Source organism: Streptomyces sp. NPDC020379 (assembly GCF_044387105.1).
In the GTDB taxonomy this organism is placed as follows: Bacteria; Actinomycetota; Actinomycetes; order Streptomycetales; family Streptomycetaceae; genus Streptomyces.
Genome location: NZ_JBIRVR010000023.1, coordinates 96750 through 120595 on the forward strand (window position 1 = coordinate 96750; position 23846 = coordinate 120595).

26 protein-coding genes and 1 pseudogene are annotated in these 23846 nt (G+C 71.8%); 6 read left to right on the plus strand and 21 right to left on the minus strand.

The annotated features are described in order from the left end of the window. Positions 1-283 precede the first annotated feature (283 nt). Positions 284-1354 carry a type III polyketide synthase gene (locus ACH427_RS26220; RefSeq protein ID WP_398873143.1) on the minus strand — a complete coding sequence of 357 codons (1071 nt, stop codon included), beginning with the start codon at positions 1352-1354 and terminating at the stop codon, positions 284-286. Positions 1355-1364: 10 nt separating this feature from the next. After that, a complete protein-coding gene (locus ACH427_RS26225) occupies positions 1365-2573 on the minus strand; it encodes a cytochrome P450 (protein WP_398873145.1) in 1209 nt (402 codons plus the stop codon). Positions 2574-2911: 338 nt separating this feature from the next. Between ACH427_RS26225 and ACH427_RS26230 the strand changes: the two genes are divergently transcribed. From ACH427_RS26230 to ACH427_RS26245, 4 genes are read left to right on the plus strand one after another with little or no spacing between them, the layout of a single operon-like run. Further along, the gene (locus ACH427_RS26230; protein ID WP_398873147.1) at positions 2912-3097 is read left to right on the plus strand and encodes a hypothetical protein; all 186 of its coding nucleotides are present in this window, start codon (positions 2912-2914) and stop codon (positions 3095-3097) included. Further along, entirely contained in the window at positions 3094-3837 is a 744-nt protein-coding gene (locus ACH427_RS26235) for a hypothetical protein (protein WP_398873149.1), read from the plus strand. The genes ACH427_RS26230 and ACH427_RS26235 overlap by 4 nt, the downstream gene beginning before the upstream one ends. After that, the gene (locus ACH427_RS26240; RefSeq protein ID WP_398873151.1) at positions 3834-4751 is read left to right on the plus strand and encodes a DUF6895 family protein; all 918 of its coding nucleotides are present in this window, start codon (positions 3834-3836) and stop codon (positions 4749-4751) included. The genes ACH427_RS26235 and ACH427_RS26240 overlap by 4 nt, the downstream gene beginning before the upstream one ends. Then, positions 4748-5830, plus strand: a complete 1083-nt coding sequence (locus tag ACH427_RS26245) for a serine hydrolase domain-containing protein (RefSeq protein WP_398873153.1) — start codon at positions 4748-4750, stop codon at positions 5828-5830. Before ACH427_RS26240 ends, ACH427_RS26245 begins: the two co-directional genes overlap by 4 nt. Here ACH427_RS26245 and ACH427_RS26250 read toward each other — a convergent pair. The 5 genes from ACH427_RS26250 to ACH427_RS26270 all read right to left on the minus strand — a co-directional run bounded on the left by ACH427_RS26250 (position 5732) and on the right by ACH427_RS26270 (position 11849). After that, the gene (locus ACH427_RS26250; RefSeq protein ID WP_398873155.1) at positions 5732-6631 is read right to left on the minus strand and encodes a LysR family transcriptional regulator; all 900 of its coding nucleotides are present in this window, start codon (positions 6629-6631) and stop codon (positions 5732-5734) included. The two genes, ACH427_RS26245 and ACH427_RS26250, sit on opposite strands and share 99 nt — an antisense overlap. Before the next feature lie 193 nt (positions 6632-6824). Beyond that, on the minus strand, positions 6825-8588 hold the full coding sequence (locus tag ACH427_RS26255; RefSeq protein WP_398873157.1) for a dipeptide ABC transporter ATP-binding protein: 1764 nt from the start codon (positions 8586-8588) through the stop codon (positions 6825-6827). Beyond that, positions 8585-9400 (minus strand): ABC transporter permease, encoded by an 816-nt coding sequence (locus ACH427_RS26260; RefSeq protein WP_398873159.1) that lies wholly within the window; start codon positions 9398-9400, stop codon positions 8585-8587. The genes ACH427_RS26255 and ACH427_RS26260 overlap by 4 nt, the downstream gene beginning before the upstream one ends. After that, positions 9400-10341 (minus strand): ABC transporter permease, encoded by a 942-nt coding sequence (locus ACH427_RS26265; RefSeq protein ID WP_398873161.1) that lies wholly within the window; start codon positions 10339-10341, stop codon positions 9400-9402. Before ACH427_RS26265 ends, ACH427_RS26260 begins: the two co-directional genes overlap by 1 nt. Next, positions 10338-11849 carry an ABC transporter substrate-binding protein gene (locus tag ACH427_RS26270; protein ID WP_398873163.1) on the minus strand — a complete coding sequence of 504 codons (1512 nt, stop codon included), beginning with the start codon at positions 11847-11849 and terminating at the stop codon, positions 10338-10340. Before ACH427_RS26270 ends, ACH427_RS26265 begins: the two co-directional genes overlap by 4 nt. Positions 11850-12053: 204 nt before the next feature. On the opposite strand from ACH427_RS26270, the gene ACH427_RS26275 reads away from it, so the two are divergent. Together ACH427_RS26275 and ACH427_RS26280 are read left to right on the plus strand one after the other, a co-directional pair. Next, a complete protein-coding gene (locus ACH427_RS26275; protein ID WP_398873165.1) occupies positions 12054-12176 on the plus strand; it encodes a hypothetical protein in 123 nt (40 codons plus the stop codon). Between the two features lie 64 nt (positions 12177-12240). Next, positions 12241-13227 (plus strand): TauD/TfdA family dioxygenase, encoded by a 987-nt coding sequence (locus tag ACH427_RS26280; protein WP_398873167.1) that lies wholly within the window; start codon positions 12241-12243, stop codon positions 13225-13227. 207 nt (positions 13228-13434) lie between these two features. Here ACH427_RS26280 and ACH427_RS26285 read toward each other — a convergent pair whose 3' ends face one another. From ACH427_RS26285 to ACH427_RS26350, 14 genes and pseudogenes are all read right to left on the minus strand, one after another. Continuing rightward, the gene (locus ACH427_RS26285) at positions 13435-14151 is read right to left on the minus strand and encodes a 4'-phosphopantetheinyl transferase (RefSeq protein ID WP_398873169.1); all 717 of its coding nucleotides are present in this window, start codon (positions 14149-14151) and stop codon (positions 13435-13437) included. Further along, positions 14148-15005 carry a metallophosphoesterase family protein gene (locus tag ACH427_RS26290; protein ID WP_398873200.1) on the minus strand — a complete coding sequence of 286 codons (858 nt, stop codon included), beginning with the start codon at positions 15003-15005 and terminating at the stop codon, positions 14148-14150. Before ACH427_RS26290 ends, ACH427_RS26285 begins: the two co-directional genes overlap by 4 nt. Positions 15006-15086: 81 nt before the next feature. After that, entirely contained in the window at positions 15087-15872 is a 786-nt protein-coding gene (locus ACH427_RS26295) for an ABC transporter permease (RefSeq protein ID WP_398873171.1), read from the minus strand. Then, a complete protein-coding gene (locus tag ACH427_RS26300) occupies positions 15869-16816 on the minus strand; it encodes an ATP-binding cassette domain-containing protein (protein WP_398873173.1) in 948 nt (315 codons plus the stop codon). The genes ACH427_RS26295 and ACH427_RS26300 overlap by 4 nt, the downstream gene beginning before the upstream one ends. Positions 16817-16880: 64 nt before the next feature. Beyond that, positions 16881-17717 (minus strand): DUF4097 family beta strand repeat-containing protein, encoded by an 837-nt coding sequence (locus ACH427_RS26305; protein WP_398873175.1) that lies wholly within the window; start codon positions 17715-17717, stop codon positions 16881-16883. Positions 17718-17821: 104 nt separating this feature from the next. Further along, positions 17822-18340 carry a toxin-antitoxin system HicB family antitoxin gene (locus tag ACH427_RS26310; RefSeq protein ID WP_398873177.1) on the minus strand — a complete coding sequence of 173 codons (519 nt, stop codon included), beginning with the start codon at positions 18338-18340 and terminating at the stop codon, positions 17822-17824. 147 nt (positions 18341-18487) lie between these two features. Further along, positions 18488-19348 (minus strand): GyrI-like domain-containing protein, encoded by an 861-nt coding sequence (locus ACH427_RS26315; protein ID WP_398873202.1) that lies wholly within the window; start codon positions 19346-19348, stop codon positions 18488-18490. Positions 19349-19574: 226 nt separating this feature from the next. Next, entirely contained in the window at positions 19575-20003 is a 429-nt protein-coding gene (locus ACH427_RS26320) for a hypothetical protein (protein WP_398873179.1), read from the minus strand. Positions 20004-20076: 73 nt separating this feature from the next. Beyond that, positions 20077-20397 carry an AzlD domain-containing protein gene (locus ACH427_RS26325; RefSeq protein ID WP_398873181.1) on the minus strand — a complete coding sequence of 107 codons (321 nt, stop codon included), beginning with the start codon at positions 20395-20397 and terminating at the stop codon, positions 20077-20079. Further along, the gene (locus tag ACH427_RS26330) at positions 20397-21188 is read right to left on the minus strand and encodes an AzlC family ABC transporter permease (RefSeq protein ID WP_398873183.1); all 792 of its coding nucleotides are present in this window, start codon (positions 21186-21188) and stop codon (positions 20397-20399) included. The genes ACH427_RS26325 and ACH427_RS26330 overlap by 1 nt, the downstream gene beginning before the upstream one ends. A gap of 78 nt (positions 21189-21266) precedes the next feature. After that, positions 21267-21413, minus strand: coding sequence for a hypothetical protein (locus ACH427_RS26335; protein WP_398873185.1), 147 nt, complete (start codon positions 21411-21413; stop codon positions 21267-21269). Positions 21414-21830: 417 nt separating this feature from the next. Beyond that, the gene (locus ACH427_RS26340) at positions 21831-22127 is read right to left on the minus strand and encodes a hypothetical protein (RefSeq protein WP_398873187.1); all 297 of its coding nucleotides are present in this window, start codon (positions 22125-22127) and stop codon (positions 21831-21833) included. Positions 22128-22182: 55 nt separating this feature from the next. Next, a pseudogene (locus tag ACH427_RS26345) lies at positions 22183-22311 on the minus strand (DegT/DnrJ/EryC1/StrS family aminotransferase); the annotation flags it as partial. Positions 22312-22358: 47 nt separating this feature from the next. Further along, on the minus strand, positions 22359-23735 hold the full coding sequence (locus ACH427_RS26350; protein WP_398873189.1) for an FAD/NAD(P)-binding protein: 1377 nt from the start codon (positions 23733-23735) through the stop codon (positions 22359-22361). Between the last annotated feature and the right edge of the window lie 111 nt (positions 23736-23846).

The window sequence follows — 23846 nt, forward strand, 5'->3', positions numbered from 1 at the left end:
TGCGGGGCCTCAGCGACGGGGGCGGGCGGGGTGCGCCTGCGGCGGGCCTTTCCCCTGCCCGCCCCTTCCCGAAACCGGGGAGACCCCGGACCCCAGCGCCCTGCGGGCGCGTCCTCAATCTCCCCCGGCTACCGCTGGAAGGTGCCCCCAACGGGCTGGATATCCAGCCCGTCCGGCGTTTGAGGACGCGCCCGAAGGGCGCCCCCGCCGCAGGCGGCAACAGCGGGACAGCCGGGGGCCCGGGGCACGCGCCCCAGTTCGGGACCGGCGCACCGACCCCGCCTCAAGCCACAGGCACCGCCGCCTCCGACCGCGACCACGTCCCCAGTGCGATCTCCGCCGTGATTCCCGGGCCGAACCCCGCGATGACCCCCCGTGCGCCATCCGCCGCCCCGCCGTCCAGGAAGAGCCGCTCCAGCGCGTCGAAGATCACCGCCGAGGCGATATTGCCCCGCTCCGTGAGCGTCGCGCGGCTGTAGCGGAACATCTCCGAGGGGAGGTCCAGGTAGGTGCAGAGGTCGTCCAGGATCCGGGGGCCGCCCGCGTGGACGACGTAGAAGTCGAGGCCGGACATGTCCCAGTCGTAGGGCTCGGCCATGGCCCGCATGGCGGGGGCGAGCATGGCCATCGTGCCGGGCACCCGCTTGTCGAGCATGAAGTGAAAGCCGGTGTCGCGGACGCCGTAGGAGATCCAGTCCTCGGTGTCGGGCACCAGGTGGGAGCCGTTGCACTCCAGCCGGACGCCGGAGCCGCCCTCGCCCCGGACGACCGCTGCCGCGAGGGCGTCGCCGAAGAGGCCGTTGGAGAGGAGATTGCCGACGCCGAGGTCCGTGGGCTGATAGCAGAGCGAGCAGAACTCGCAGGAGACGATCAGCACGTTGGACGCCGGGTAGGCCGTGCAGAAGTCATGGGCGCGGTTGATGGCCGCGCCCCCCGCGGCGCAGCCGAGCTGAGCGATGGGCAGCTGCCGGGTCTCGGACCGGAAGTCCATGGTGTTGATGATCCAGGCCGTCATCGACGGCATCATGAAGCCGGTGCACGAGACGTAGACGATGAGGTCGATGTCCCGGGTGGTGAGCTCGGCGTGGTCGAGGGCCTGCCGGATCACGTCGGGCACCCGGGACTTGGCCTCGATCTCGTAGAGGGCGTTGCGGGCGGTGAAGCCGGGGTGTTTGAGGGTGTCCTCGATGGGCTGCACGAGGTGCCGGGTCTGCACCCCGGTGTTGCCGATCAGCCGCAGGGCGAGGCCCAGCTGAGGGTGGTCCGCGTGCAGCGTGCGCGCGAGATCCAGGGTTTCTTCCCGGGTGATGACGTACTCGGGGACGGCGATGGACGGCCTGCACAGAGTTGCCATGATCCGCTCCTTACCAGGCGACCGGCAGGGCGAGCGGATAACGCCAGATGGAGACGGTGTTCCACTGCACCTCCTCCGCCGGTACGGCCAGCCTCAGTTCGGGAAAACGGTTGAGCAGGGTGCCGATGGAGACCTGGAGCACCATGCGGGCCATGTGGGAACCCAGGCAGTGGTGACTGCCGTATCCGAAGGCCATGTGGACCGCGGGGTCCTTGCGCTCGAAGTCCAGCTCGTCGGGGTGTTCGTAGACCATCTCGTCGCGATTGGCGGTCAGATACGACACATGGACCGTGTCGCCCGCCTTGATGGTCGTCCCGTCGAGGTCGACGTCCTCCAGGGCCACCCGCGGGATGCCCACGCCCTGGCGGAACGGGATGAATCTCAGCAGCTCCTCGATGGCCTGCGGGAGAAGCTCGGGCCGCTCCTGCAGCTGCAAGAGGTGCTTGGGGTGGGTGAGCAGGGTGTAGATGATGTTGCTGATGTCGTAGGTGGTGGTGTCGTGTCCGGTGACGACCAGCAGCATGGCGAGCACCGCCAGCTCGTTCTCGTCGAGCATCTCGTCGCCGATGCGCGCGGTGGCGAGTGAACTGATCAGGTCGTCACCGGGGTTGCGCCGACGCTCCTTGCCGAGCTCGCTGAAATAGGCCCGCAGGCCGGCCTTCGCCTCGGCCGCGGAGGTCTTGTCCTCCGCGGCCATGGACATCATGGCCATCGCCCAGCCGCGCAGCTGCTTGCGGTCCCGCTCGGGGATGTCGAGCAGCTCGCAGATGGTCATCAGCGGGAGCCGGCCCGCGAGGTGGTCGGCGACGTCGGCCGGGGCACCGTGCTCCTCCATGCCGTCCAGCAGGGCGTCGACCGTCTTCTGGGTCCAGGGTCTGAGCTCCTCCACCTGCTTGGTGGTGAACGCCTTGACGATGAGCTTCCGCACGCGGTTGAGGTCGGGAGGGTCCATGACGTTGATCGCCTCGGCCTGGACGATGGGCGCCGGGGTGATCCGCGGGAAGTCCATCCCGACCAGCGCGGCCCGGCTGAAGCGTCTGTCCGAGGTGACCGTCTGCACGTGGTCGTAGCTCGTGACCAGCCAGCACCGGCCCTCGCCGTACGGCATGCGGACCCGGGCGACGGGAGCCTCCGTCCGCATCCGCGTCATGAAGGGGTCCGGTTCCAGAGCCTCGTCGTGTCGGAAGGGACAGGTTCGCACGGAGTCCGAAGTGGTCATCGCAGCACTCCCATTTGCCCAGGGCCCCGCCGATGGCGCGCCAGCCTATTTTCAGACCATGCCGCAATGACAAGCACGCCACACACAAGCCCCTGCGATTCACCCGGACGATGGATTTCTCATGGAATCACCGACAACATCCCCCTCTCCACCATCTTTTTCCCCTTTACTTCGCCGCTTCCCTTTTTGCCCGCAATAACGGGGTTCCGGGGGGTACCCGCCCGGTCCCCCGTTTGCCTCTTCCGGTTGCTCTCGAGCTGCGGATGCCCACGGATCCTTTTACAGTCGAATCCGGCATCACTGGACAAGTGATGACATTCCGCTGCAAGGAGACGATGATGCTCGCTCAAGAAACCCTCCGACTCGTCGCAACCCCCTCCGAGGCGGCCGCGATCGGCACGCTGATGGTGGAGCCGGAAGCCACGGTCAGCGATCCGCCACTGCCCTCGCCCGAAGCCGGAGGTTTTCTGCTCCTCCTGGCACTCCTGTCCCCCAAGGAGCCGAAGGAGCCGAAGGGCAAGTGAGCTCGCGGGCGGATTTCGCCGCGGCGGCCGATGATCTGGCGATCCGTGTCCTTGGTGCCCTTCGGGGCGCCAAGGGCACGGCGCTCGTCGCCCGCCACATCGACAGCGCCCCCGACGCCCTGGCGGCCCTCGCCGCGATCCGGGTGATCGGTGCGGACACCTTCTCCCCGTACGTCCTGGCCGGCGCGGCCTTCCACGCCGAGGACGCGGCCGCCGTGGCCCGCTCCTTCGAGGCGTTCCCGCTGCCGGGCAGCGGGCCCACGGCCCCCGTGGACGAACGGACCGCCGCCTGGCGCGACTGGGCGACGGCACAGCTGCTGGCCCGGCTGGGCGGGAACGGCACCTGGTGCGTGGACGCCGCGCAGCCGGAGGGCGACGTCGCCCTCGCGGACACCGCGGACTGGCAGCGCTGGTCCGTGCGCATGGCCCAGCTGGCGACCCTCGCCACCCCCGGCCTCGAAGGACCGGTGCACGACGCCGCCCGCGGCGCGGCCCTGCCGCTGAGCCGGGGCGTCACCCGTTCCGTCCTGCGCCGAGACTTCCCCACGGCGGTGCGCCTGATCCGCTGGCTGGCGTGGCTCGCCCACGAGGGCGTGCCGCTCCCGCTGGAACCGCTGCTCGCGCTCGAACACGTACGGCTGCTGGGCGGCGAGAGCCCGCGGACGGCCCTGGACCTGGCCGTCGCGCGTCACCTGCTCGAAGGACGGCACCACCAGGGCACGCAGGAGGTACGGACATGACGGTTCCGGAAGCCGTGGCCACGGCGGCCCGCAGCATGGCCGACCGGGCTCTGTCCTGGCTGCACGCCAACCGCACCCACGGCGCCCTGCCACCCGGCACCACCGAGGAACTCACCGATCCCGACGGCGTCTACAAGCCGCTCGGCGAGTCCGCTCTGGCCGCTTCCCTCATCCTGCGCGACAGCGTCGCCGGGCCCGGCCAACTGATCGCCGCGCAAGCCCTGATGGACTTCGCCTGGCAGCAGCTGCGCGAGGGCGACATGCTCTACGAGCGCCAGCTCCGGCACACCCTGATGACCGACCCGCTGGAGATGTACGCGCCCTTCGTCCGCTGCGGCTACCGTCACGCCGACCTCGACCGGCTGCTGGCCCACCGCGCCCGGCTGCGCTCCGTGGACGGCGTCGAGCTGCTGCCCAACCGGCGGCTCGCCGTCGCCAACGCCGCCCGTGTCACCGGGCTCGCCCACGACGCCGACTGGGCCGCGCTCGCCCGCGCCACCTGGCTGGGCGCCACGCCGGAGCCCTGGGCGATCAACTGGTTCACCGCCTACGCGATGACCCACACGGTCTTCCACCTCACCGACTGGGGCGGCCGCCCGCACGGCCTGCCGCCGGACCTCACCGCGTACGTACGGACCTGGCTGCCGGTGTGGATCGACATCTGGCGCGAAGTCGGGCAGTGGGACCTGGTCGCGGAGCTGCTCATCGTCGGCGCCTCCCTGGACGAGCCCTACTGCGAGCCCTCGGACTGGGAAGCCATCGCCGCACTCCAGCACGAGGACGGCTTCGTGCCCCGGGACGCCGACCCCGTGGACGACGACCCCCACCAGCGGTTCAAGGACCACCAGCACACCGTGGTGGTCACCGCCGTCGCGGGCTCCATCGCGCTCGCCCGCGCGGCGCGCGAGCCGTGAGCGAGGCGCTCGACCGTGCTCTCACGCCCCTGTTGGGCGCCGCCGACGGCGCGCGTGCCGTGGCCGTCGCGGCGGTGCGCGGCGAGGAGTGCGTGCTGCTGTGCCGGGGGGCCGCCGAACCCGGCACACGCTTCGAAGTCGGCTCCCTGACCAAGACGTTCACGGCACTGCTGCTCGCCGAGCTCGTCGCCCGCGGGGAGGTGCGCTACGACGATCCCCTGGACCGCTATCTCCCACACGTCGTACCCGGTCCGCCGATCACCCTGCTGCACCTGGCCACGCACACCTCGGGGCTGCCGCGGCTGCCGCCGGGGCTGATCGGCCGGGAGGCCCGCGCGGCCTGGTTCAGCAATCCGTACGCCGCCTTCACCTCCGCCGACCTGATGGCCGCGCTCCCCCGCACCCGGCTGCACCACCGGCCCGGCACCCGGGTGCGCTACTCCAACTACGGTGTGGGGCTGCTGGGTCACGTCCTGGCCCGCGCCGCGGGCGGTGACTACGCGGACCTCCTCACCGAGCGCGTCCTCGCGCCGCTCGGCCTGTCCGACACCGACTGCGACCCGTACCGCCCCCAGGCCACCGGCCACTGGCACGGCAGGCCGCGGCCGCCCTGGCTCGTCCCCGGGCTGCCGGGCGCCGGTGCCCTCCGCTCCAGCGCCCGCGACCTGCTCCGCTGCCTGCTGGCCCTGCTCGACCCCGACCGCGCCGGACCGCCCGGCCTCCGGACCGCGCTCGCCGACGTGCAGCGCCCCCGGCTGGCCCTGCCCCGCACCGGCCACCGTGTCTGCCTCGTGTGGAACCTCCGCCCGCGCGGCGGCCGACCGCTGCTCCATCACTCCGGTGGCACACGGGGGTTCAGCGCGTTCGCCGGATTCCTGCCCCGCTCCGGCTGCGCGATCGCGGCCCTGGCCGACACCTCGCCCACTCCGCTCGCCCCCTTCGTGCAGGCCGCGTACGGGACGCTGTGCGCCCTGGACGGGTCAGGCGTCGGCGACGTGCCGGGTGACCGTGTCCGCGAACTCCCGGGCGGAGGGCGAGAGAGCCGACCACTGCCGGGCGGCCCAGCCCACGTCCAGTGACGGGATGCCGCTGACGGGGATCAGCCGGACGCCGTCACCGGCCTGGCCGAACAGCCCCGGCACCGCGGGTATCAGCGCGTGCCCCAGCCCGAGTTCGGCGAGGAGCAGCGCGGTGTCCCAGTCGGTGGCCCGCGTCGTGGTCGCGCGCGCCGGGAGGCCGTGTTCGCCCAGATAGTGCTCCACCTGCCGGCCCGAACTCGTGCCGGCGGGCGGCCGGATGAGCCGGGTCCGGGCCAGGTCCTCGGCGCGCAGCGCGCTCTCCTGCGCGAGCGGGTCGTCGGGCCGTACGGCCAGCACCCAGTCGAGGCTGGCGACCGGCCGCTGCTCGACGCCCTGGATGTCACCTCCGGGGGTGATCGTCACCCAGGCCAGGTCGACGGAACCGGCCCGCAGCACGTCCAGGCAGCGGCCGCTGGAGCGCTCGGTGCGGAACTCCAGGCCCACCTCCGGGAACGCGCGGCTGAAGTCCTTGATGGCCGGGCCCAGGAAGTTACGGATCGTCGTGGCGCCGGTGGCGATGACGACGCCACCGCCGTGGCCCGTACGCAGCTCGTCGAGCAGCCGCAGGCCCTCGGACAGCGCGGTGAGGCTGTCCGAGGCGGCGCGCCGGAGGATCCGGCCGGCCGGCGTGGGCACGACGCCGCGCGGCCGGCGCTCCATCAGCGGGAGGCCGACCTCCTTCTCCAGGCGGCGCACGTGCTGGCTCACCGCGGACTGCGTGCACTTCATCTCCCGCGCCACGGCGCTGAGGTTGCGTGCCTCACACACCATGACGAACACCTTCAGGTCGTCGAGGGTCATGGATCAACCCTAAGCTTTTCCTTGAAGGTGTAGGGGCAACTCTTAGGATTGACTGGGTTGCTGATGCGGCGACATCATCTGGGGAGACGGCGGCAACCCGGGCGCGGTCGTTCGCCCCGAGCATGCGCGGGGCCGACAAGGACAACAGCCGCGCCCGGGTGCCGACCTCCCCGCTCACGGGATCGGCGTGATCTCAGCCGGAGAGGTTCCGCCCCAGCACCGGTACCGCGCGCAGCAGTTGCTTCGTGTACGCGTGCTGCGGGTCGTTCCAGACCGCGTCCACCGGGCCCCGCTCCACCACCCGGCCCTGCCGCATCACGAGCACGTCGTCGCACAGGTAGCGGATCACCCCCAGGTCGTGGGACACCACGCACAGCCCCATGCCCCGCTCCTCCGTCACCGTCCTCAGCACGTCGAGGATCTGTGCCCGCACCGAGACGTCGAGCGCGCTCACCGGCTCGTCCGCCAGCAGCACCGAGGGTTCCGGGGCGAGCGCGCGGGCGATGGCGACGCGCTGGCGCTGGCCGCCCGAGAACTGGTGGGGGTAGCGGCCCGCCGCGTCCGCGGGCAGGCCCACCGCGGCGAGCAGTTCCGCGACCCGCCCGGCGGAGGCGGCGCCGCGCAAGGGCTCCGCGACGATGTCCCGTACGCGCATCCGCGGGTCCAGCGAGCCCATGGGGTCCTGGAAGACGACCTGGAGGGCCGCCCGGCCCGCGCCCTCCACCGCGCCCTCCACGGTGCCCGACGTCGGCCGGTCCAGCCCGGCGAGCAGGCGCAGCAGCGTCGTCTTCCCGGAGCCCGACTCCCCCACGACGCCGAGGCGCCGTCCGGCGCGCAGCTCCAGGCCGACGTCCTCCAGCGCGGTGACGTACGCGCGCGGCGCGAAGGGGCGGGCGCGCGGGCGGGCGTAGCGGCGGGTCAGGTTCCGGGCGGTGAGCAGCACCCGCCCGGCCTCCCGGGGCGCCTCCGGCGACGGCGGCACGGTCCCGGCCGGGGCGCTTCCGATGCGGGGGTGCCAGCAGGCGACGGTGCCGCCCGCCGCGTCCGCGACGGGTTCGGGGCGTACGGCACAGGCGTCGTCCGCGTAGGCGCAGCGGTCCCGGAAGACGCAGCCTTCCGGCAGCGCGCCGGGCGCGGGCACGGTCCCGGGGATCGCCCGCGGGCGGGCGCCGGGCGAGAGGTCGCACGCGGCGAGGAGGGCCTCGGTGTACGGGTGGGCCGGGCGGGACAGCACCCGCCGCACGGGCCCGCTCTCCACGACGCGCCCTCCGTACATCACCAGCACGCGGTGGCACACCGAGCCGACGAGCGCGAGGTCGTGGCTGATGTAGAGCACCGCCGTGCCGCGCTCCTCGGACAGGCCGGTGATCAGGTCGACGATGTCCTTCTGCACGGTGACGTCGAGGGCCGTGGTCGGTTCGTCGCAGATCAGCAGGGCCGGGTCGTTGGCGAGGGCGATGCCGAGGACGCCGCGCTGCCGCTGGCCACCGGAGAGCTGGTGGGGGTAGGAGCGCGCCGCGCGGGCGGGATCGGGCAGCCGCAGGCGGTCCAGGAGGCCCACCGCCGTGTCCCGCGCCGCGGCCCGCTCCGCACGGGACCCGTGCAGCCGCAGGGTCTCCGCGATCTGCGGGCCGACGCGCATCACGGGGTTGAGGGCGGTCATCGGCTCCTGGAAGACCATCCCGGCGAGCTTTCCGCGCACGGTCGACAGGTCGCGGTCACAGGCGCCCACGAGGTCGAAGGGCACGCCGTCCAGCCGGGCGCCGCCGGTGGCCCGCAGGGTGTCGTCGAGGAGGCCGAGCAGGGCGAGGGCGGTGAGGGTCTTGCCGGAGCCGGACTCGCCGATGACGCCGAGGCGTTCCCCGCGCGCGAGGGAGAAGGAGACGTCGCGCACGAGCGGCACGCCGCCCGCGGTCACACCCAGCCCGGTGACCTCCAGCAGGGGCGCGGTGGTCATCGGACTCCTTCGAGCGTGGGGTCGAAGCGGTCGCGCAGCCCGTCACCGAAAAGGTTGAGGCCGAGGACGGCGGCGGCGATGGCGAGCCCCGGCCACAGGCACAGCTCGGGCTTGGAGAACAGCAGCTCCTGGGATTCCAGCAGCATGCGTCCCCAGGAGGGCGTGGGCGGCGGGGTGCCGAGACCCAGGTAGGACAGCGCGGCTTCGGCGAGCACGGCGGTGGCGAAGGCGACGGACACCTGCACGATGACGACGTCCCGGATGTTCGGCAGGACGTGCCGCCAGGCGATGGCCGCACGGGTACGCCGGGCGAGCCGGGCCGCGTCGATGTACTCGGCCGCCATGACGCGCAGTGTGGCCGCCCGGCTCACCCGGGCGAAGCCGGGCGCCGAGGCGATGCCGATGGCGGTCATCGCGGTGAGCGTGCTGGTGCCGTAGACGGCCGCCAGCATGATGGCCAGCAGCAGCGCGGGGAAGGCCAGCAGGAAGTCGCTCACCCGCATCACCAGCGCCCCGAGGAATCCTTCGGACATCCCGGCGGCGATGCCCATCGGCACCCCGAGGACCGTCGCGAAGCCGACGGCCACCACCCCCACGAAGACGGTGGTGCGGGCCCCGGTCATCAGCCGGCTGGCGACGTCCCGGCCGAACTGGTCGGTGCCCAGCGGATGTCCGCCGCCGGGCGGTGCCAGCCGGTGGGCCGCGTCGACGTGCAGGGGGTCGTAGGGGGTCCACAACAGGGAGAGCAGCGCGGCGGCGAGGACGAGGGCGACCAGGGCGCCACCGGCCGTCAGCGTGGCACGGTGTCTCATCAGCGGCTCCGCAGCCTGGGGTCGAGCAGGTGGTAGAGCAGGTCGGTCACGACGTTCACCACGAGCACCGCCACCACCAGGACGGTCACCACGCCCTGCACCAACAGCAGGTCGCGGTCGGCCACGCCCTGGAGAAGCAGGTCGCCGAGGCCGGGGACGACGAAGACGCGCTCCACGACGACGGCGCCGACGAGCACCGCGCTCAGCTGGAGGCCGAGCACCGTGAGCACGGGGACAGCCGCGTTGGGCAGGCCGTGCCGCCACAGGGCGGCGCGGCGACGCCTGCCCTTGGCGCGGGCGGTGCGCAGGAAGTCCTGGTGCAGGACGGTCAGCACGGCGGAGCGCACATAGCGGGTGAGGACGGCGCCCTGCACCAGGCCCAGCGACAGGCACGGCAGGACGAGGTGGCGCGCCCATGCGCCCGGGTCCTCGGCGAGCGGGGTGTAGCCGCCCGCCGGCAGGGCGCCCGCCCGGACCGCGAAGACGTAGACGAGGAGGATGCCCGCGAGGAAGGCCGGTACGGCGATGCCCGCCTGGCTGAGCGCGGACAGCAGCGTCCCGGCGGCCCGGCGGTGCCAGGCGGCGGCGAGCACACCGGCGGGCAGCGCGAGGAGCACGGCGACGCACATGCCGCCCAGGGCCAGCCAGCAGGTGACGCCCAGGCGGTCGGTGATCCGGGGGCCGATGAGGTCGTGGGTGACATAGGAGGTGCCGAAGTCGCCGTGCAGCAGCCCCTGGGCCCAGTCGAGGTACTGCGCGGCCAGGGACCGGTCGGTACCGAATTCGTGCCGCAGTGCGGCCACCGCGCCGGGCGTGGCGTTGGTGCCGAGGGCCACCTCGGCGGGGTCGCCCGGCAGCACGGCCAGGAAGGCGAAGACCACGAAGCTCGCGATCACCGCGCTGATCAGCAGCGAGGCGAGCTTGCGCAGCAGCAGCCTCACTTCTTGGCCCAGCGGACACCGGTGAGCTCGAAGCCCTCGCCGACCTGGTTGACCGGCAGGCCGGTGAGGTTCTTGTCGGCGACCATCAGGTTGGGCATCAGATACAGCCAGTCGGCGGCCGCGTCGTCGGACAGCAGCCGGGCCGCCTGGCGGTAGCGGGCGGTCTCCTCCGCCGGCTTCCCGGCGTCGCCCTCCTTGAGCAGCCTGCCGAACTCGGGGTTGTCGTAGTGGAAGTAGTAGCCGCTGTCGGCGAAGGTCCACAGGTCGCGCGGCTCGGCGTGATCGATGATCGACATGTCGTAGTCGCCCTTGGTGAAGACCTCCGACAGCCAGCGCGCGGGGAACTCCAGCGGCTCGATCTCCGTCTTCAGCCCGACCTGGTCGAGCTGGGACTTCACGACCTGTGCGGCGGAGACGGCGTACGGCAGGTTGGGCACCCGCAGCCGCAGGCTCCTTCCCTCCGCGCCCGCGTCCTTGAGGAGCTGCTTCGCCTTGGCCGGGTCGTACGGATAGCCGCCGGTGAGGTCCTCGTACCAGGGGTCGGTGGGGGTGGCCATGGTGCCGATGAGCTTGCCGTGGCCGGAGCGGGCGGTGTCGACGAGCGCCTTGTGGTCGATGGCGTAGCGCACGGCCTGGCGGACGCGCTTGTCCTTGAACGGCTCGCGGGCGTTGTTCATCGACAGGACCACCTCGCCCGTCGAGGTGCCCTCGATGGTCTGGAAGCGGTTGGTGTCGGCGAAGCGGGAGAGGGACTCGGGGGCCTGCACCGTGCCGAGGACGTCGATGCCGTGGGTGAGCATGGCGTTGTTCATCGCCCCGGCGTCCTTGAAGTACTTCAGGGTCACCTTGCTCAGCTGGGGCGCGGTCCCCCAGTAGGAGGAGTTGCGGTCGAGCACGATGCGCTCGCCGCGCCGCCGCTCGGCCAGCTCGAACGGACCGGTGCCCACGGGGTGGTTGGCGAGATCTCCCACACCCGTGCGGCTGAACATCGCGCCGACGCGCTCGGTCATCGAGAACAGCCAGCCGTTGCTGGGGCGGCCGAGCGTGACCTTGACGGTGTGGTCGTCGGCCTTCTCCGCCTTCTCGACCACGTCCATCTGGCGGGCGATCTTCAGCTTCCAGTCCTTCTTGACGCGGTCGATCGAGAACACCACGTCGTCGGCGGTGAAGTCGGCGCCGTTGGTGAACTTCACGCCCTGGCGGAGGTGGAAGGTGTACGTCCGGCCGTCGTCGGAGCGCTCGTACCGCTCGGCGAGCTGCGGCTGGATCCTGCCTTGCTGGTCGAGGCGGACCAGCCCTTCGTAGACGCTGCCCAGCAGCGCCTGGGGGATCGCCGCGCCGTCGGTGGTGGTGAAGTCCAGGCTCGCCGGCTCGGCGATGAGCCCGACGGACAGGGTGTCGGTGCCGCCGGAAGCGGAAGATCCACCACCGGAACCACAGCCGGCCAGCACGCCCCCGAGCAGGGCGGCGCCGGTCACGAGGACGGGCAATCGCTTCGACCTGGTCACTGTTTCTCCGTCGCTGTGCCGGTCGTCGACTCGACGCCGGCGCGTCGCCGGTCGCACTGTCTCCGCACGGACTTGGAATCGGTGGCCCTCGGGAAAACCTTTCCACGAGGACAGCTGCCCACGCCATGGATCGGAGGCGGAGGTGATCGAGTTCACGCCGCGCGGGATGCATCAACTCCCTTGCCCGACCGCCTTCTTCCTCACATGATCGACGAGAATTCGGCTTCTTCCGGCCGGAGTGGAGCCCGTTTGACCGAGATCCCCGCCGAACCCGTCACCGGGCCGAGCGCCTGGCGGTCCGCCGACTTCACCGGCGAGGACGACTAGGTGGCGACCCTCACGCCGGAAGAGGTGGGCGAGCTCGACACGGCACTGACCGCCGTATGGAATCGTGAACTCCCCTTATCCGCCACGACGGTCACTGATTTCCCTCCCCACACCGACCAAGACTCTCAAAAGGGCCGTCGAGGAACTGGAATTCGGGCGTGGATTCACGGTGCTGCGCGGACTGCCCGCCGCACACTGGACCCCGGACGACGCCCGGCCGGCCTACTGGGGCCTCGCCCCGCACCTGGGCACCCCGGTCTCGCGGAACGCCGACGGGGAACTGATCGCGCACGTCAGGGACTACGGCGAGGGCGGCCTCGACAACCCCAGGACCCGCGCCTACCGCACGCGCGACGACGCCCTGCCCTTCCACACCGGCAGCGCCGACATCGTGGGCCTCCTGCGCGGCGCGGGCCGGGGCGGCGGCGTCAGCACCCTCGCCAGCTCCATGACCGTCTCCAACCACCTGCTCACCCACCATCGCGAGCTGCTCGGTCTCTACTGTCGCGGCTTCGTGTACGACCGCCGGACGGAGGAGGGCGAATCGGAGCTTCCGTATTACCGCACTCCCGTATACGGCTTCTTCGACGGCGAGTTGAGCTGCTGGTTCTATATGACCCACTACATCGAATCGGCGGTTCCGAAGACCGGGATTCCGCTGAGTGACATCGGACAGTGGGCTCTTCGGTTGTTCCAGGACATCACGGGGCGGGACGAGAACCGTATGGAGATGACGCTGCGGGCGGGCGATCTTCAGCTGCTCAACAACAATGTGGTCGTGCACGGCCGCTCGGCGTACGAGGATTCGGCCGGGCAGCGGCGGGATTTGCTGCGGCTGCGGCTGCGGCTGCGGCTGCGGCTGCGGCTGCGGCTGCGGCTGAACACACGGCATGCGCGGCGGATTCCGGAGGGATTCGCGCGGATTCGGTGGGGGATGCGGCGGACTCGGCTTGATCTTTTTTCCCCGGCCCCGCCCCTTCCCGCTCTTCCCGGCTGCGTCTGCTGTGCGGCTCCGCCGCGTGGGGCCGCAGAGGTGCCCCCAACAGGCTGAACTACGCACCCACATCAGCCAAAACCAGCCCGTCCGGCGATTGAGGACGCGCCCGAAGGGCGCTCCCGCCGCAGGCGGCAACGGACTCGCGCTCGGGGGCCTGGGGCACGCGCTCCCGTACGCGGCGGAGCCGCACATCAAATGCAGCCGGGAAGGGGCGGGAAACGCAGCCGGGGAGAGGCGCGGCTGGGGAAAGACCCGCACTCCCTAGACGCACCCCACCGAAGACTCCCTCAGCCCGCCCTCCGGGGATCGCGAACCCGCCATCAGCGCTATCGCCGTCACGACCAGCCCCTCAGTCGCCAGCCACCGCCCCGTGAAACCCTCCAGGCGGCATCCGCCGACCACAGGCCCCGGCACCAGCAAGCGCGCCGAGAACGTCCCGCCCTCCGCGTCGAAGGAGAGCTCCGCCTCGCTGAAGTCGAGCTCCTGAGCCGTGAGCGGATACCAGGTCTTGAAGACGCTCTCCTTCGCGCTGAAGAGCATCCGGTCCCAGGACACCTCGGGCCGCCGCGCGGCCAGTTCGGCCAATCGCGTCCGCTCGGCCGGGAGGGATATCGCGTCGAGCACACCGTCGGGCAGCGGAGCGTCCGGTTCGGCGTCGATGCCTATGGACACGGCGTCGGCCGCGCGCGCCACGACGGCCGCGCGGTATCCCTCGCAGTGGGTCATGCTGCCGACCACGCCGGCGGGCCAGCCGGGAGCGCCGCGGCGGTTGGGGAGCAGGGGCACGGGCGCCAGGCCGAGCTGTCCGAGGGCCTTGCGCGCGCAGACCCGTACGGTCGCGAACTCGCCCTTCCGCTTGGGCACCGCGCGCACCACGTGGGCGGCCTCCTCGGGAAGGAGGAGGTGCGCCACATCGTCGGGCAGCGGGCCGAAGTTCTCCTCCGCGACCGTTTCGGAAGGCAGGATGCGCTCGATCACCGGGCCGCTCCTCGCTGCTCGCCGGCCGGCCTGGGCAGGATCTGCCGCAGGGGTTCACGCGGAGGGCGGGGGCGCCACTCGCGCGGATAGCCGACCGAGACCTCCTCGAAGCGGACCCCGTCGTGCCAGGTGACGCGGGGGATGTGCAGGTGGCCGTAGACCACGGCCGCCGCGCGGAACCTCCGGTGCCAGTCGGCGGTCAGCTCGGTGCCGCACCACTGGGCGAAGTCGGGGTAGCGCAGGATCTCCGTGGGGTGCCGCAGCATCGGCCAGTGGTTGACGAGCACGGTCCGGTGGGCGGGGTCGACGGCGGCGAGCCTCTCCTCCGTGTACCGCACCCGCGCCCGGCACCAGTCGTCGCGGCCCGGATAGGGGTCCGGGTGCAGGAAGTGCTCGTCGGCGCAGACCACTCCCGCCTCGTACGCGCGGCGCAGCGACTCCTCCTTGGTGTCGGCGCCGGGCACCCGGAAGGAATAGTCGTAGAGCACGAAGAGCGGGGCCACGGCCACCGGGCCGCCCTCGCCCTGCCAGACCGGATAGGGATCCTCCGGGGTGGCGATGCCCAGGCTCCGGCACAGCTCCACGAGGTGCAGATAGCGCTTCTCGCCGCGCAGGTCGACGGGGTCCTTGGGGTGGGTCCACAGCTCGTGGTTCCCCGGCGCCCAGACGACCTTGGCGAAGCGGCCGGCGAGGAGGCGGAGTGCCCACTCGATGTCGGCGTATTTCTCGGCGACATCACCGGCGACGATCAGCCAGTCGCCGTCGGCTCTCGGCCGCAGCTGTTCGACGAGAGAGCGATTGTCCTTGTAGACGACGTGCAGGTCACTGACCGCGAGCAAGCTTCCGTTGGGCACCGTGATGTCCTCCCCGGCCACCGAAACTAATCGATCATCCGTCCGGAAGGAAGCATTCACGGTCCTTTCCACCCCTGCGGGTCACTTGACCCGGCGGAACACCGAACGCGCCCACCAGTAGCCGACGGCCGTCAGACCGAGGCACCACGCGACGGCCGCGATACCGCTGTTGCCTATGTGCGTGCCCATCAGCAGGCCGCGCAGCGTCTCGATGACCGGCGTGAACGGCTGGTACTCGGCGAACCAGCGCAGCCCCGTGGGCATGGACTCCGGCGGGACGATGGCACTGCCCACGAAGGGGAGGAACTGGAACGGCAGCGGGATGTTGCTGGCCGTCTCGGGGTTCCTGGCGACCAGGCCGATCGCGGCCGCCAACCAGGTGAGCGCGAACATGAGCAGTGTGAGCAGGCCGACGGCGGCGACCCACTCGGCCGGCCCCGCGCTGGGGCGGAAGCCCATGAGCAGCGCTACACCGATGACGGCGGCGACGCTGACCATGGTCTGGATCACGCTGCCGACGACATGCCCGGTCAGGAAGGACGCACGGGAGATCGCCATCGTGCGGAAGCGGTTGACGATGCCCTCGGTCATGTCGACGGACACGCCGACCGCCGTGGCCAGGGCACCGGAGGTCGCGGCCATCAGGATGATCCCGGGGGCGACGTAGTCGATGTACGCGCTGCCGCCGGTGGGGGTGCCGCCTATGCCGTCGCCGAGCGCGCCCCCGAAGACGTAGTTGAAGAGCAGCAGCATGACCACCGGCATCGCGATGACCGAGACCGTCATGGCGGGGTAGCGCAGGGCGTGCTTGAGGTTGCGCCGCAGCATCGTCATCGAGTCGCTGACGGCGTAGGAGATCGTACTCATCGGACCGCCTCCTTGGCGGAGTTGCCGGTCAGGGTCAGGAAGACGTCGTCGAGGTCGGGGGTGTGCATGGTGAGCGACTCCGCCTCGATCGAGGCGGCCTCCAGGACATCGAGGACGGCGCGCAGCGTGAGGACGCTGCCGTCGCTGGGGACGCGCAGGGTGAGCGTCTCGTCGTCGCGCGTCACGGCGCCGAAGCGGGTGGCCGCGGCGTCGAGTCCGCCGAGGTCGGCGAACCGCAGCTGGATGTGGCCGCCGGGGATCCGGCGCTTGAGCTCTTCCGCGGTGCCCTCGGCGACGAGGCGCCCGTGGTCCAGGACGGCGATGCGGTCGGCGAGTCGGTCGGCCTCCTCCAGATACTGCGTCGTCAGGAAGATGGTCACGCCCTCGTCGGTGACCAGGCCGCGGATGATCTCCCACATCGTGCGCCGGCTGCGCGGGTCGAGCCCGGTGGTCGGCTCGTCGAGGAAGATGACCCGCGGGTCGCCGACCAGCGTCATGGCGAGGTCGAGCTTGCGCCGCATGCCGCCCGAGAAGGTGCTCGCGGTCTTCCTGGCCACGTCGGTCAGGTCGAAGCGGCGCAGCAGTTCGGCGGCGCGCCGCCGGCCTTCGCGGCGGTCCAGGTGATGCAGGTCCGCCATGAGGGCCAGGTTCTCCTCGGCGGTGAGCAGGTTGTCCACCGCGGAGAACTGGCCGGTGACACCGATCGCGGTGCGCACGGCGTCCGCTTCGCGGGTCAGGTGGTGTCCCGCGACGTACGCCTCACCGGCGTCGGCGGGGATGAGCGTGGAGAGGATCTGCACGGTGGTGGTCTTGCCCGCGCCGTTGGGGCCGAGGAGGGCGAAGACCGTGCCCTCGGCGATGCTCAGGTCGATGCCGTCGAGCACTTTCTTGTCGCCGTAGGACTTCACCAGTCCCGTGGCGGTGATCGCCGCAGGAAGCGTCATGGCTGTCGGATCCCTTCGGTGGGAAGGGGGCCGGGAGAGGCCCCCGGGAGGGCGCGCCGGGTGGTCAGGCGCGGTGGATCACGATGTCGCCGACCGAGGTGCGGGCGTGCACCTCGACGGTCTCCTCGCCGTCCTCGGGGCCTTCGGCCGGGCCGAGGGAGTTGCGCACGGTGCCGACGCCGGTGCTCACGTCGAGCCAGGCCGCGGTGGACCGCCGGATGCCGATCTCGAGGTCGCCGGTGGAGCCCTGGAGCGTGACCTTCCCGCGTGCCACCTCGCCGACGCGGATGGCGCCGTTGGCGGACTTGGCCTCGACCCCGCCCTGTGCGACGCCGACCGAGATGGCGCCGTTGGCCGAGCGCGCCACCAGGTCTCCGGCGATCTCGCCGATCTCCGTGTCGCCGTTGCCGTTCTTGACCGAGGCCGCGCCGGCGATCTCGCCGATCTCGATCCGGCCCGCCCCGACGATGTCGGCGTCACCCGCCACGCGGGCCACGCGGATGTCGCCGTGGCTGGTCCTGAGGTTGACGGTGGCCGCCTGGTCGACCTGGATGTCACCGAGCGAGGTCTTGAGCCGGCAGTCCCCGAAGACGCCCTCGCAGATGAGGTCCGCCATGGGCGCGAAGCCCTGGACGTCCGATCCGGCCGGCAGCTCGACGGTCAGCTCGATCGCCCCGCTCCTGCCGAACACGGAGCGCTTCCTGGGGCCCTTCACCAGCAACTTGCCGCCCGCGAAGGTGACTTTGGTCTGCTGGGCGACCCGTACGTCGTCGTCCTTGGCGGAGTTGGCCGGCAGCACCTCGACGACGGTGTCCGTGCGCTTGCCCGCGGTGATCCGGGCGATGCCGACATCGAATTCGAGGATGACGGCGATGGGGTCAGGTGTGTCGAAAGTTGGCATGGCTGTCCCGTCCTCGTGGCTCGTGTGCGTCCCCGCGGTCGGCGGGGGTGGTGACCCCCGCGGCCGGCGGGGGCGTTGAGAAGTGGTGCTCCGTGCCGGTCCGGCTAGCGGACCCAGCCCGTGTATCCCTGGCCGCCCACGGCGCGGCCGCGGGCGGCGGGGCGGGCCCTTCCGCCCCCTTCCAGGGCGGTGGCCACGGCCCGTACGAGCCAGGCGTTGACCGAGAGGCCCTCCTTGCCCGCGGCTTCCTCGGCCTTCGCCTTCAGGTGCGCGGGAAGGCGGAAGTTGATCCGCGCGGTGGCGCCGTCGTCCCCCTCCGGGACCGCGGCCGGCGCGGGTGCGGCTGCCGGCTCGTCTGTCCGCTCGTACGGCTCCTGCGCGGGCGGGGCCGTGACCACGAACTCGGGGTCGAGGCCGCGCAGCCGGACGTCGACCGAGCCGGGCGCGAGATCGCCGGTGACCTCCGCCATCGCGGCGGACAGTGCGTTCAGCAGCATCAGCCGGGCGGCGGACTCCAGGGGCGTGGTGAGCCGGTCGGCGAGGGCTCGGGCTTCCTCGCCACCGGCGTCCGCGGCGACCGCGAGCTCGTTCCGGAGGTTGTCGACGTAGGGCGTGAGGTCCATGGCACTACTATGGCACATCGATGGCGCCATGGCGAGCCACTATGGTGCCACGTTGTGGCACCGGCGGTTCCGCGACGCGGAAGGGCACCGTCCTGCCCGGCCGGCAGGCGCGGTGCCCGTCTGGTGCGTCCTACCGCGGGTGCGCGCTCAGTCGCGCTCCACCGGTATCCACAGCTCCACGTCCGCCCGCGTCCCCTCCTGCGACAGCCGCGTGCGCAGGATCTCGGGGCCCCGCCGGCTCCGGTACGGGTTGGAGGGGAACCACTGCGTGAACACGTCCCGCCACATGTGCTGGAGCGACTGCGGGAAAGGACCCGAGTCCTCGAAGACGGCCCACGTGCCCGCTGGGACGGCGAGCTCGTCCATGTCTTCGGGCGTGGGCGCGCCCGTCACCGCGCCGTGGTAGTAGTCGAATTCGGATCCCTCCTCCCGGCCCTCGGACAGCTGGTCGCTGACCGAGACGATCCCCTCCGGCTGCTGGTCGGACAGGCAGTGGATGCGCCGGCGCGTCTCCTTGCCGATGCCCTTGATGAACGCGGCGATGGCCGGGTTCACCCCCTCGTACACCAGAGGCACCCGGGCCTTCCTGCCGACCACACGGAACTCTTCCTTCTCCACGATCCGGTATCGCATGCTGCTGCTTCCTTCGACGACGAGCCGGAAGGACATCCGGGGCTGTGAGCGCAGCGCCGCACCCGTGCGGCGCGCCTCGCCGGGCCCGACGCCGTGCATGGCGCGGAACGCGCGGGCGAACGCCTCACCCGAGGTGTAGCCGTAGCGCACCGCGATCTCCAGCAGCGTCCGCTCCCCCGCGAGCACTTCGGCTCCCGCGACGGTCAGCCGCCGGCGCCGTATGTACTCCGACAGCGGCATCCCCGCCAGCGCGGAGAACATCCGGCGGAAGTGGTGCTCCGACGTCATCGCGAGCCGCGCCAGCTCCGCTCCCTCGATCCGCCGGCCGAGGCGGCCCTCTATGTGCTCCAGGGCCTGATTGAGCTGCTCCAGCACTCCGGTCTCCTTCTCTCTTACGACCTTCACGCTAGGAGGGCCGCGGCCTGCCGCACCCGACTTCCTGTGCCCGTTGCTGTCGGGTGGCGCACCCCCGGCGCCGCGTCAGCCGGACCCGCGGTCGTACGCGACCACCAGCGTCTTGTCGATCGCGTCGAAGGGCTCCGCCAGCACCTCGTGGTCGGGCGCCTCACCGTAGACGATGGCGGCGAACGCCTGGGTGCCCTCACGCCCAGTCGACCGGCTGCCCCGGGCGGCGGACGACCTCGACGCGCCGGACGCCCGGCAGGGCCTTCGTTTCCTTGACGCCCGTCATGGAGACGATCGCCCGGGCGTCGAGCGGCGGGGCGAAGAAGCGCTGGAAGGCGATGCGTTGACGCGCCGGTGCGGTGAAGTCCGCGGGGAGTCGTCCCAGGGCGCAGTCGAGGGCCGTACGGAGCATCGGGAAGCCCGTCGCCCTGCCGACGGTGTCGTCGATGAAACCGCCCAGCCTGCCGTTGACCTCGATCAGGCGCGGGCCGTCGGCGGTGAGCTTGCACTCGGTGTGGGCGATGCCGGACGCCATCCCCAGCGCGCGCAGCGCCTGTTCGGTGGATTCGGCGAGCCGGGCGGCCGTGGCGGCGTCGACGTTGCCGGGAAAGATAGCGCCGGTCACGGAAGGGGTCCAGCAGGGGCGGCTTGCCCGTGATGCCCACCTGGACGATCCTGCCGCCCACGGCCACCGACGCCTAAGCGCCCAGCAACTGCCGCAGGACGAAGAACGTCACCACACCGATCGCCGCCACCGCCAGGAAGTTCTTGACCAGGCGGCCCGCGATCAGGGTGACGATGCCGCCGACCAGCGTCGGGACCGCCCACTCCCCGCCGCCCTCGTACATGGGCGTGACGACCTCGGGGAAGACCAGGGCCGCGAGCACCGCTCCCGGCACGTAGTTCAGCGCGGTCTTCACCGCGTCCGGCAGTTCGCGGTCCTGGAACAGCACGATGGGCAGGTAGCGCGTCGCGAAGGCGCAGGCGGCCATGCCGATGATGAGCAGGGTCAGGAACATCAGGCCCCCTCCGTGGACTTCGCGCGCTTCTTCTCCCAGGTGTCGCAGCCCGCGCCGATCGCCGCGCCGCCGAGCGTGGCGACGACGAGTCCGAGGTTGTACGGCAGGGGGTGCGCGGCCAGGGCGAGCGCTCCGGCGCCGAGCACCGCGGCCCACACCTTCCAATTGACCATCGCCCCCGCCATCATGGCGATGAAGATCGCCGTCATGGGGAATTCGAGGCCCTGGTGGGCGATGTCCGGCACGGCCGAGCCGAGGATCATGCCCAGGACGAGGGACGTGATCCAGTTGGCGAACATCGCCATCGACGCGCCGAGGAAGTACCACTGCCGGTCCCGGATGCCGGTCAGCGTCTTGAACTTGTCGATGACGACGAAGAAGACCGCGTCCACCAGCCCAAAGGCCAGCAGCGCCCGCCAGCGCTGCGGCAGGTCGCGCATGTGCGGCCGGAGCATGATCGCGTAGATCATCATCCGCAGGCTCAGCACCAGGGTGGTGAGGAGGATGATCGGCCAGCCCACCCCGTCGCGGAGCAGTTGCTGACCGGCGAGCATCGCGGTGCCGGAGTTGACCGCGGCGGCCATGGCGACGGTTCCCGCCCAGCCGATGCCACCGGCGATCCCGGCGGCCCCGGCGATGATGCCCATGGGGAACGCGCCGATCATGAACGGGGTCATGGCCCGCGCACCCGCCCAGAACTCCGCCCGGTGCGTGCCCTGGCCCCCGGCTCCGGTGTCCCCGCCGTCGGCCCCTGTCGCCACCGGCTCACGCGTGCCGACGTGTTCGTCCACCGCACCGGGCTCCTTGGTCCCGCTGCATACGGGCTCGTCCAACGGTTCCACCTCCCTCCACATAGCCACCTGGGGAATTCATGCAGACTGCGGATGCCCCAGGCCGGTCAGCCGGTCCTTGAGCTGCGGTACCACCTCGCCCCGCAGCTCGGCGGATGACCCCAGGCGGAGAGATTCCACCGCGGCGCGACAATAGAACAGTTGAGCGTCGCTGTCTTCCGTCATCCCGTACGCACCGTGCACGTGCATGACCTCCGCAGTGGTCTAGACGTCCTGCCAGATGGCGGCGAGTTCGTCTCGTAGCGGGCCGGCGGCACTGATGCCCCCGCCTCCGCCCGCTCGGCCTCGGCGATCTCCGCGGCCCTCTCCCACAGCGTGCGGTGCTCCATGGACGTGGCGCGGCGCGTCCACACCTCGCGGTGCCGCCAGAACTTCTCGAAGACGTCCGCGCAGGCGGCGAGCAGCGGCCGGGCCTCCGGCGACAGATGGGCCTTCTGGATGGCGAAGGAGCCCTCGGTGACGGTCCGGCGTGGCCGGCTCTGGTCCTCGGCGCGGTATTGCCACAGCTCGACGCCGGGCAGCCGCCACGGGTAGCCGCCGTAGCCGGGCTGCTCCTGGAAGGGCGCTGCTGCGGCAGCGACATCATCCGGCAGTGCCCGGCGGGCACGCCCTCAGCGCGCCGGCACGCATCAGCGCGGCGCACAGCCGGCCGGCGAGCGCGGGGGGCGAGGCCGAGTCGACGCGGAAGCGCGGGAAGCGGCGGGCGCGCGTGCGGCCCTCGGGGACGTCCGGGGTGAACAGGCCGGGCAGGGCGGAGAGCCGCCCCAGGAAGTACCGGACGTCCTCGTCCCGGATTTTCGTCTCCCCGGGGAGGCACTCCAGCCGGCTGCGGGTGAAGGCCGCCTGGATGGCGTTCGGCTTGTGGCCGAAGCCGAGCATGTGACCCCCGCACGAGCTGCTCCCCCTGCCCCGGGATGATCAGCTCGCCGAACTGCCGCAGCGTCAACGTCCGCTGGGCCAGCCGGTCGTCGGTGGTGAAGAGACCGCCCTCGCCACAGGTGGCGAGGTTCTTGCTGACGTCGAGGCTGAAGGTGTTGATCGCAGCACCAGCGAGCCGACCGTGCCGACTCGTCCCGCAGGAGCCAAAAACAGGTCTTTAAATGGCGGTATTCAGCGAATGATCCGGCTGCACTCTTTTGCTAAGGAATCCGCCAATTGGATGGCCTGCACACGGATCTCCGGAATAGCGGTGGTTTCCCATAGATTGCCGCGGCGCGGCGAGCCCAGCGTCCACACCGGCCGCCGCGCACCGCCGTCCGCCGCGACCAGCCGCCCGTCCGGGGCGGTGTCGAGGCCCAGGTCGTGCGGGCCGGGACGGGCGGTTCCGGTGGCGAGCAGGTCCTTGACCAACGCGTCCTCCGACCTGCGCACGGAGGCTTCCGCTCCGGTGCAGTTGACGACGGCTCCGAAGCAGCCCGTACCCCCGTCGGTGAAGCTCACACGCACCCCTCCGGGCGAGGGCTCCGCGTCCGCCACAACCCCTGCGCGGACGGACACTTGACCGCTCTGCCGGGCCGCGTCGAGGGCTGCCGCCGTCCGCGGCGGCAGCCGGTGCCGCAGCACCTCCCACAGCCGCAGGTCCTCGCTGAGGAAACGGTCGCGGTCGGTGGCCGGAAGTCCCTGCCACAGCGCGGTGGTGTGCGGCCGCAGCTCGTCGACGGCCGGCCGCCAGTCGCCGTGCACCCGGCGGTGGTACGCGGCACGCGCCGCCAACCACCGCCGCAATCCGGCCAGATCGGCGGCGGGAGGGCCGGGAAGCGGGCCGGAGGCGGCCGGTTTCCCCGCGTGGACGTACGGAACGAGGCCGTGCCGTGACACGGCGTGCACCGTGCGCCCCGGCCGCGCGAGGGACAGCGCCAGGTCGCAGGCGGTCAGACCGGTGCCGACGAGGAGGACGTCGGTGTCGGCGGGGACGCCGTCGAGCGCGCCCGGCCGCCAGGGATCCGACACGAAGTGTTGATGTCCGCGGAGGCGTCCGGGGACCCAGCCGAGCCCCGGGGCGCCGGCCCCGAGGGCCAGCACGACCGCGTCGGCGTCGACGACAGCGCCCGAGCTCAGGGCGATGCGCTGGGTCGCGTCCCCGTCCGGGCCGGCCAGCCGGACCGCCCGTTCACGCACCCGGCGCAAGGCACCGGCGCCGTACCGCGCCACCGCCTCGTCCAGCCCGGCCGCGAGATAGGCGCCGTACGCGCTCCGCGGCGCGAACTCCCCTGCGCCGACCGTGCGGGACCCGTGACCGGCGAGCCAGCGGACGAAGTCGTCCGGCCGGTCCGGGTGGCCGCTCATCCGCCCCGCGGGCACGTTGAGGAGATGGCGCGAATCTTGTGTCGCGTACGCGACGCCCTGGCCCGTTCCGGGCGCGGGGTCGACGAGGGTGAGGGCGACCCGCGCCCCGGCCTCGTGCGCCGCCTCCAGCAGCCGCGTCGCCGTCAGCGTGCCGGCCGCACCGGCCCCGACGACCGTGACACGGAAGGTGTGTTCACGCACGGGTCACTCGGCAGTTCCGGCCATGCCGGCGGCGAGGGTGGTGCCGTCGGCGGGGTCGATGATGAGGAAGGAGCCGGTGTGGCGGGCGGTGGTGTAGGCGTCGAGGGCGAG

Coding starts and splice junctions, on each gene's coding strand:
- ACH427_RS26335 (WP_398873185.1), bottom strand. CDS start 21,413: ATGACGGAAGACAGCGACGCTCAACTGTTCTATTGTCGCGCCGCGGTG.
- ACH427_RS26305 (WP_398873175.1), bottom strand. CDS start 17,717: ATGCCAACTTTCGACACACCTGACCCCATCGCCGTCATCCTCGAATTC.
- ACH427_RS26340 (WP_398873187.1), bottom strand. CDS start 22,127: ATGCTCGGCTTCGGCCACAAGCCGAACGCCATCCAGGCGGCCTTCACC.
- ACH427_RS26310 (WP_398873177.1), bottom strand. CDS start 18,340: ATGGACCTCACGCCCTACGTCGACAACCTCCGGAACGAGCTCGCGGTC.
- ACH427_RS26295 (WP_398873171.1), bottom strand. CDS start 15,872: ATGAGTACGATCTCCTACGCCGTCAGCGACTCGATGACGATGCTGCGG.
- ACH427_RS26230 (WP_398873147.1), top strand. CDS start 2,912: ATGCTCGCTCAAGAAACCCTCCGACTCGTCGCAACCCCCTCCGAGGCG.
- ACH427_RS26240 (WP_398873151.1), top strand. CDS start 3,834: ATGACGGTTCCGGAAGCCGTGGCCACGGCGGCCCGCAGCATGGCCGAC.
- ACH427_RS26255 (WP_398873157.1), bottom strand. CDS start 8,588: ATGACCACCGCGCCCCTGCTGGAGGTCACCGGGCTGGGTGTGACCGCG.
- ACH427_RS26250 (WP_398873155.1), bottom strand. CDS start 6,631: ATGACCCTCGACGACCTGAAGGTGTTCGTCATGGTGTGTGAGGCACGC.
- ACH427_RS26260 (WP_398873159.1), bottom strand. CDS start 9,400: ATGAGACACCGTGCCACGCTGACGGCCGGTGGCGCCCTGGTCGCCCTC.
- ACH427_RS26325 (WP_398873181.1), bottom strand. CDS start 20,397: ATGTTCCTGACCCTGCTCATCATCGGCATGGCCGCCTGCGCCTTCGCG.
- ACH427_RS26220 (WP_398873143.1), bottom strand. CDS start 1,354: ATGGCAACTCTGTGCAGGCCGTCCATCGCCGTCCCCGAGTACGTCATC.
- ACH427_RS26225 (WP_398873145.1), bottom strand. CDS start 2,573: ATGACCACTTCGGACTCCGTGCGAACCTGTCCCTTCCGACACGACGAG.
- ACH427_RS26300 (WP_398873173.1), bottom strand. CDS start 16,816: ATGACGCTTCCTGCGGCGATCACCGCCACGGGACTGGTGAAGTCCTAC.
- ACH427_RS26275 (WP_398873165.1), top strand. CDS start 12,054: ATGATCGACGAGAATTCGGCTTCTTCCGGCCGGAGTGGAGCCCGTTTG.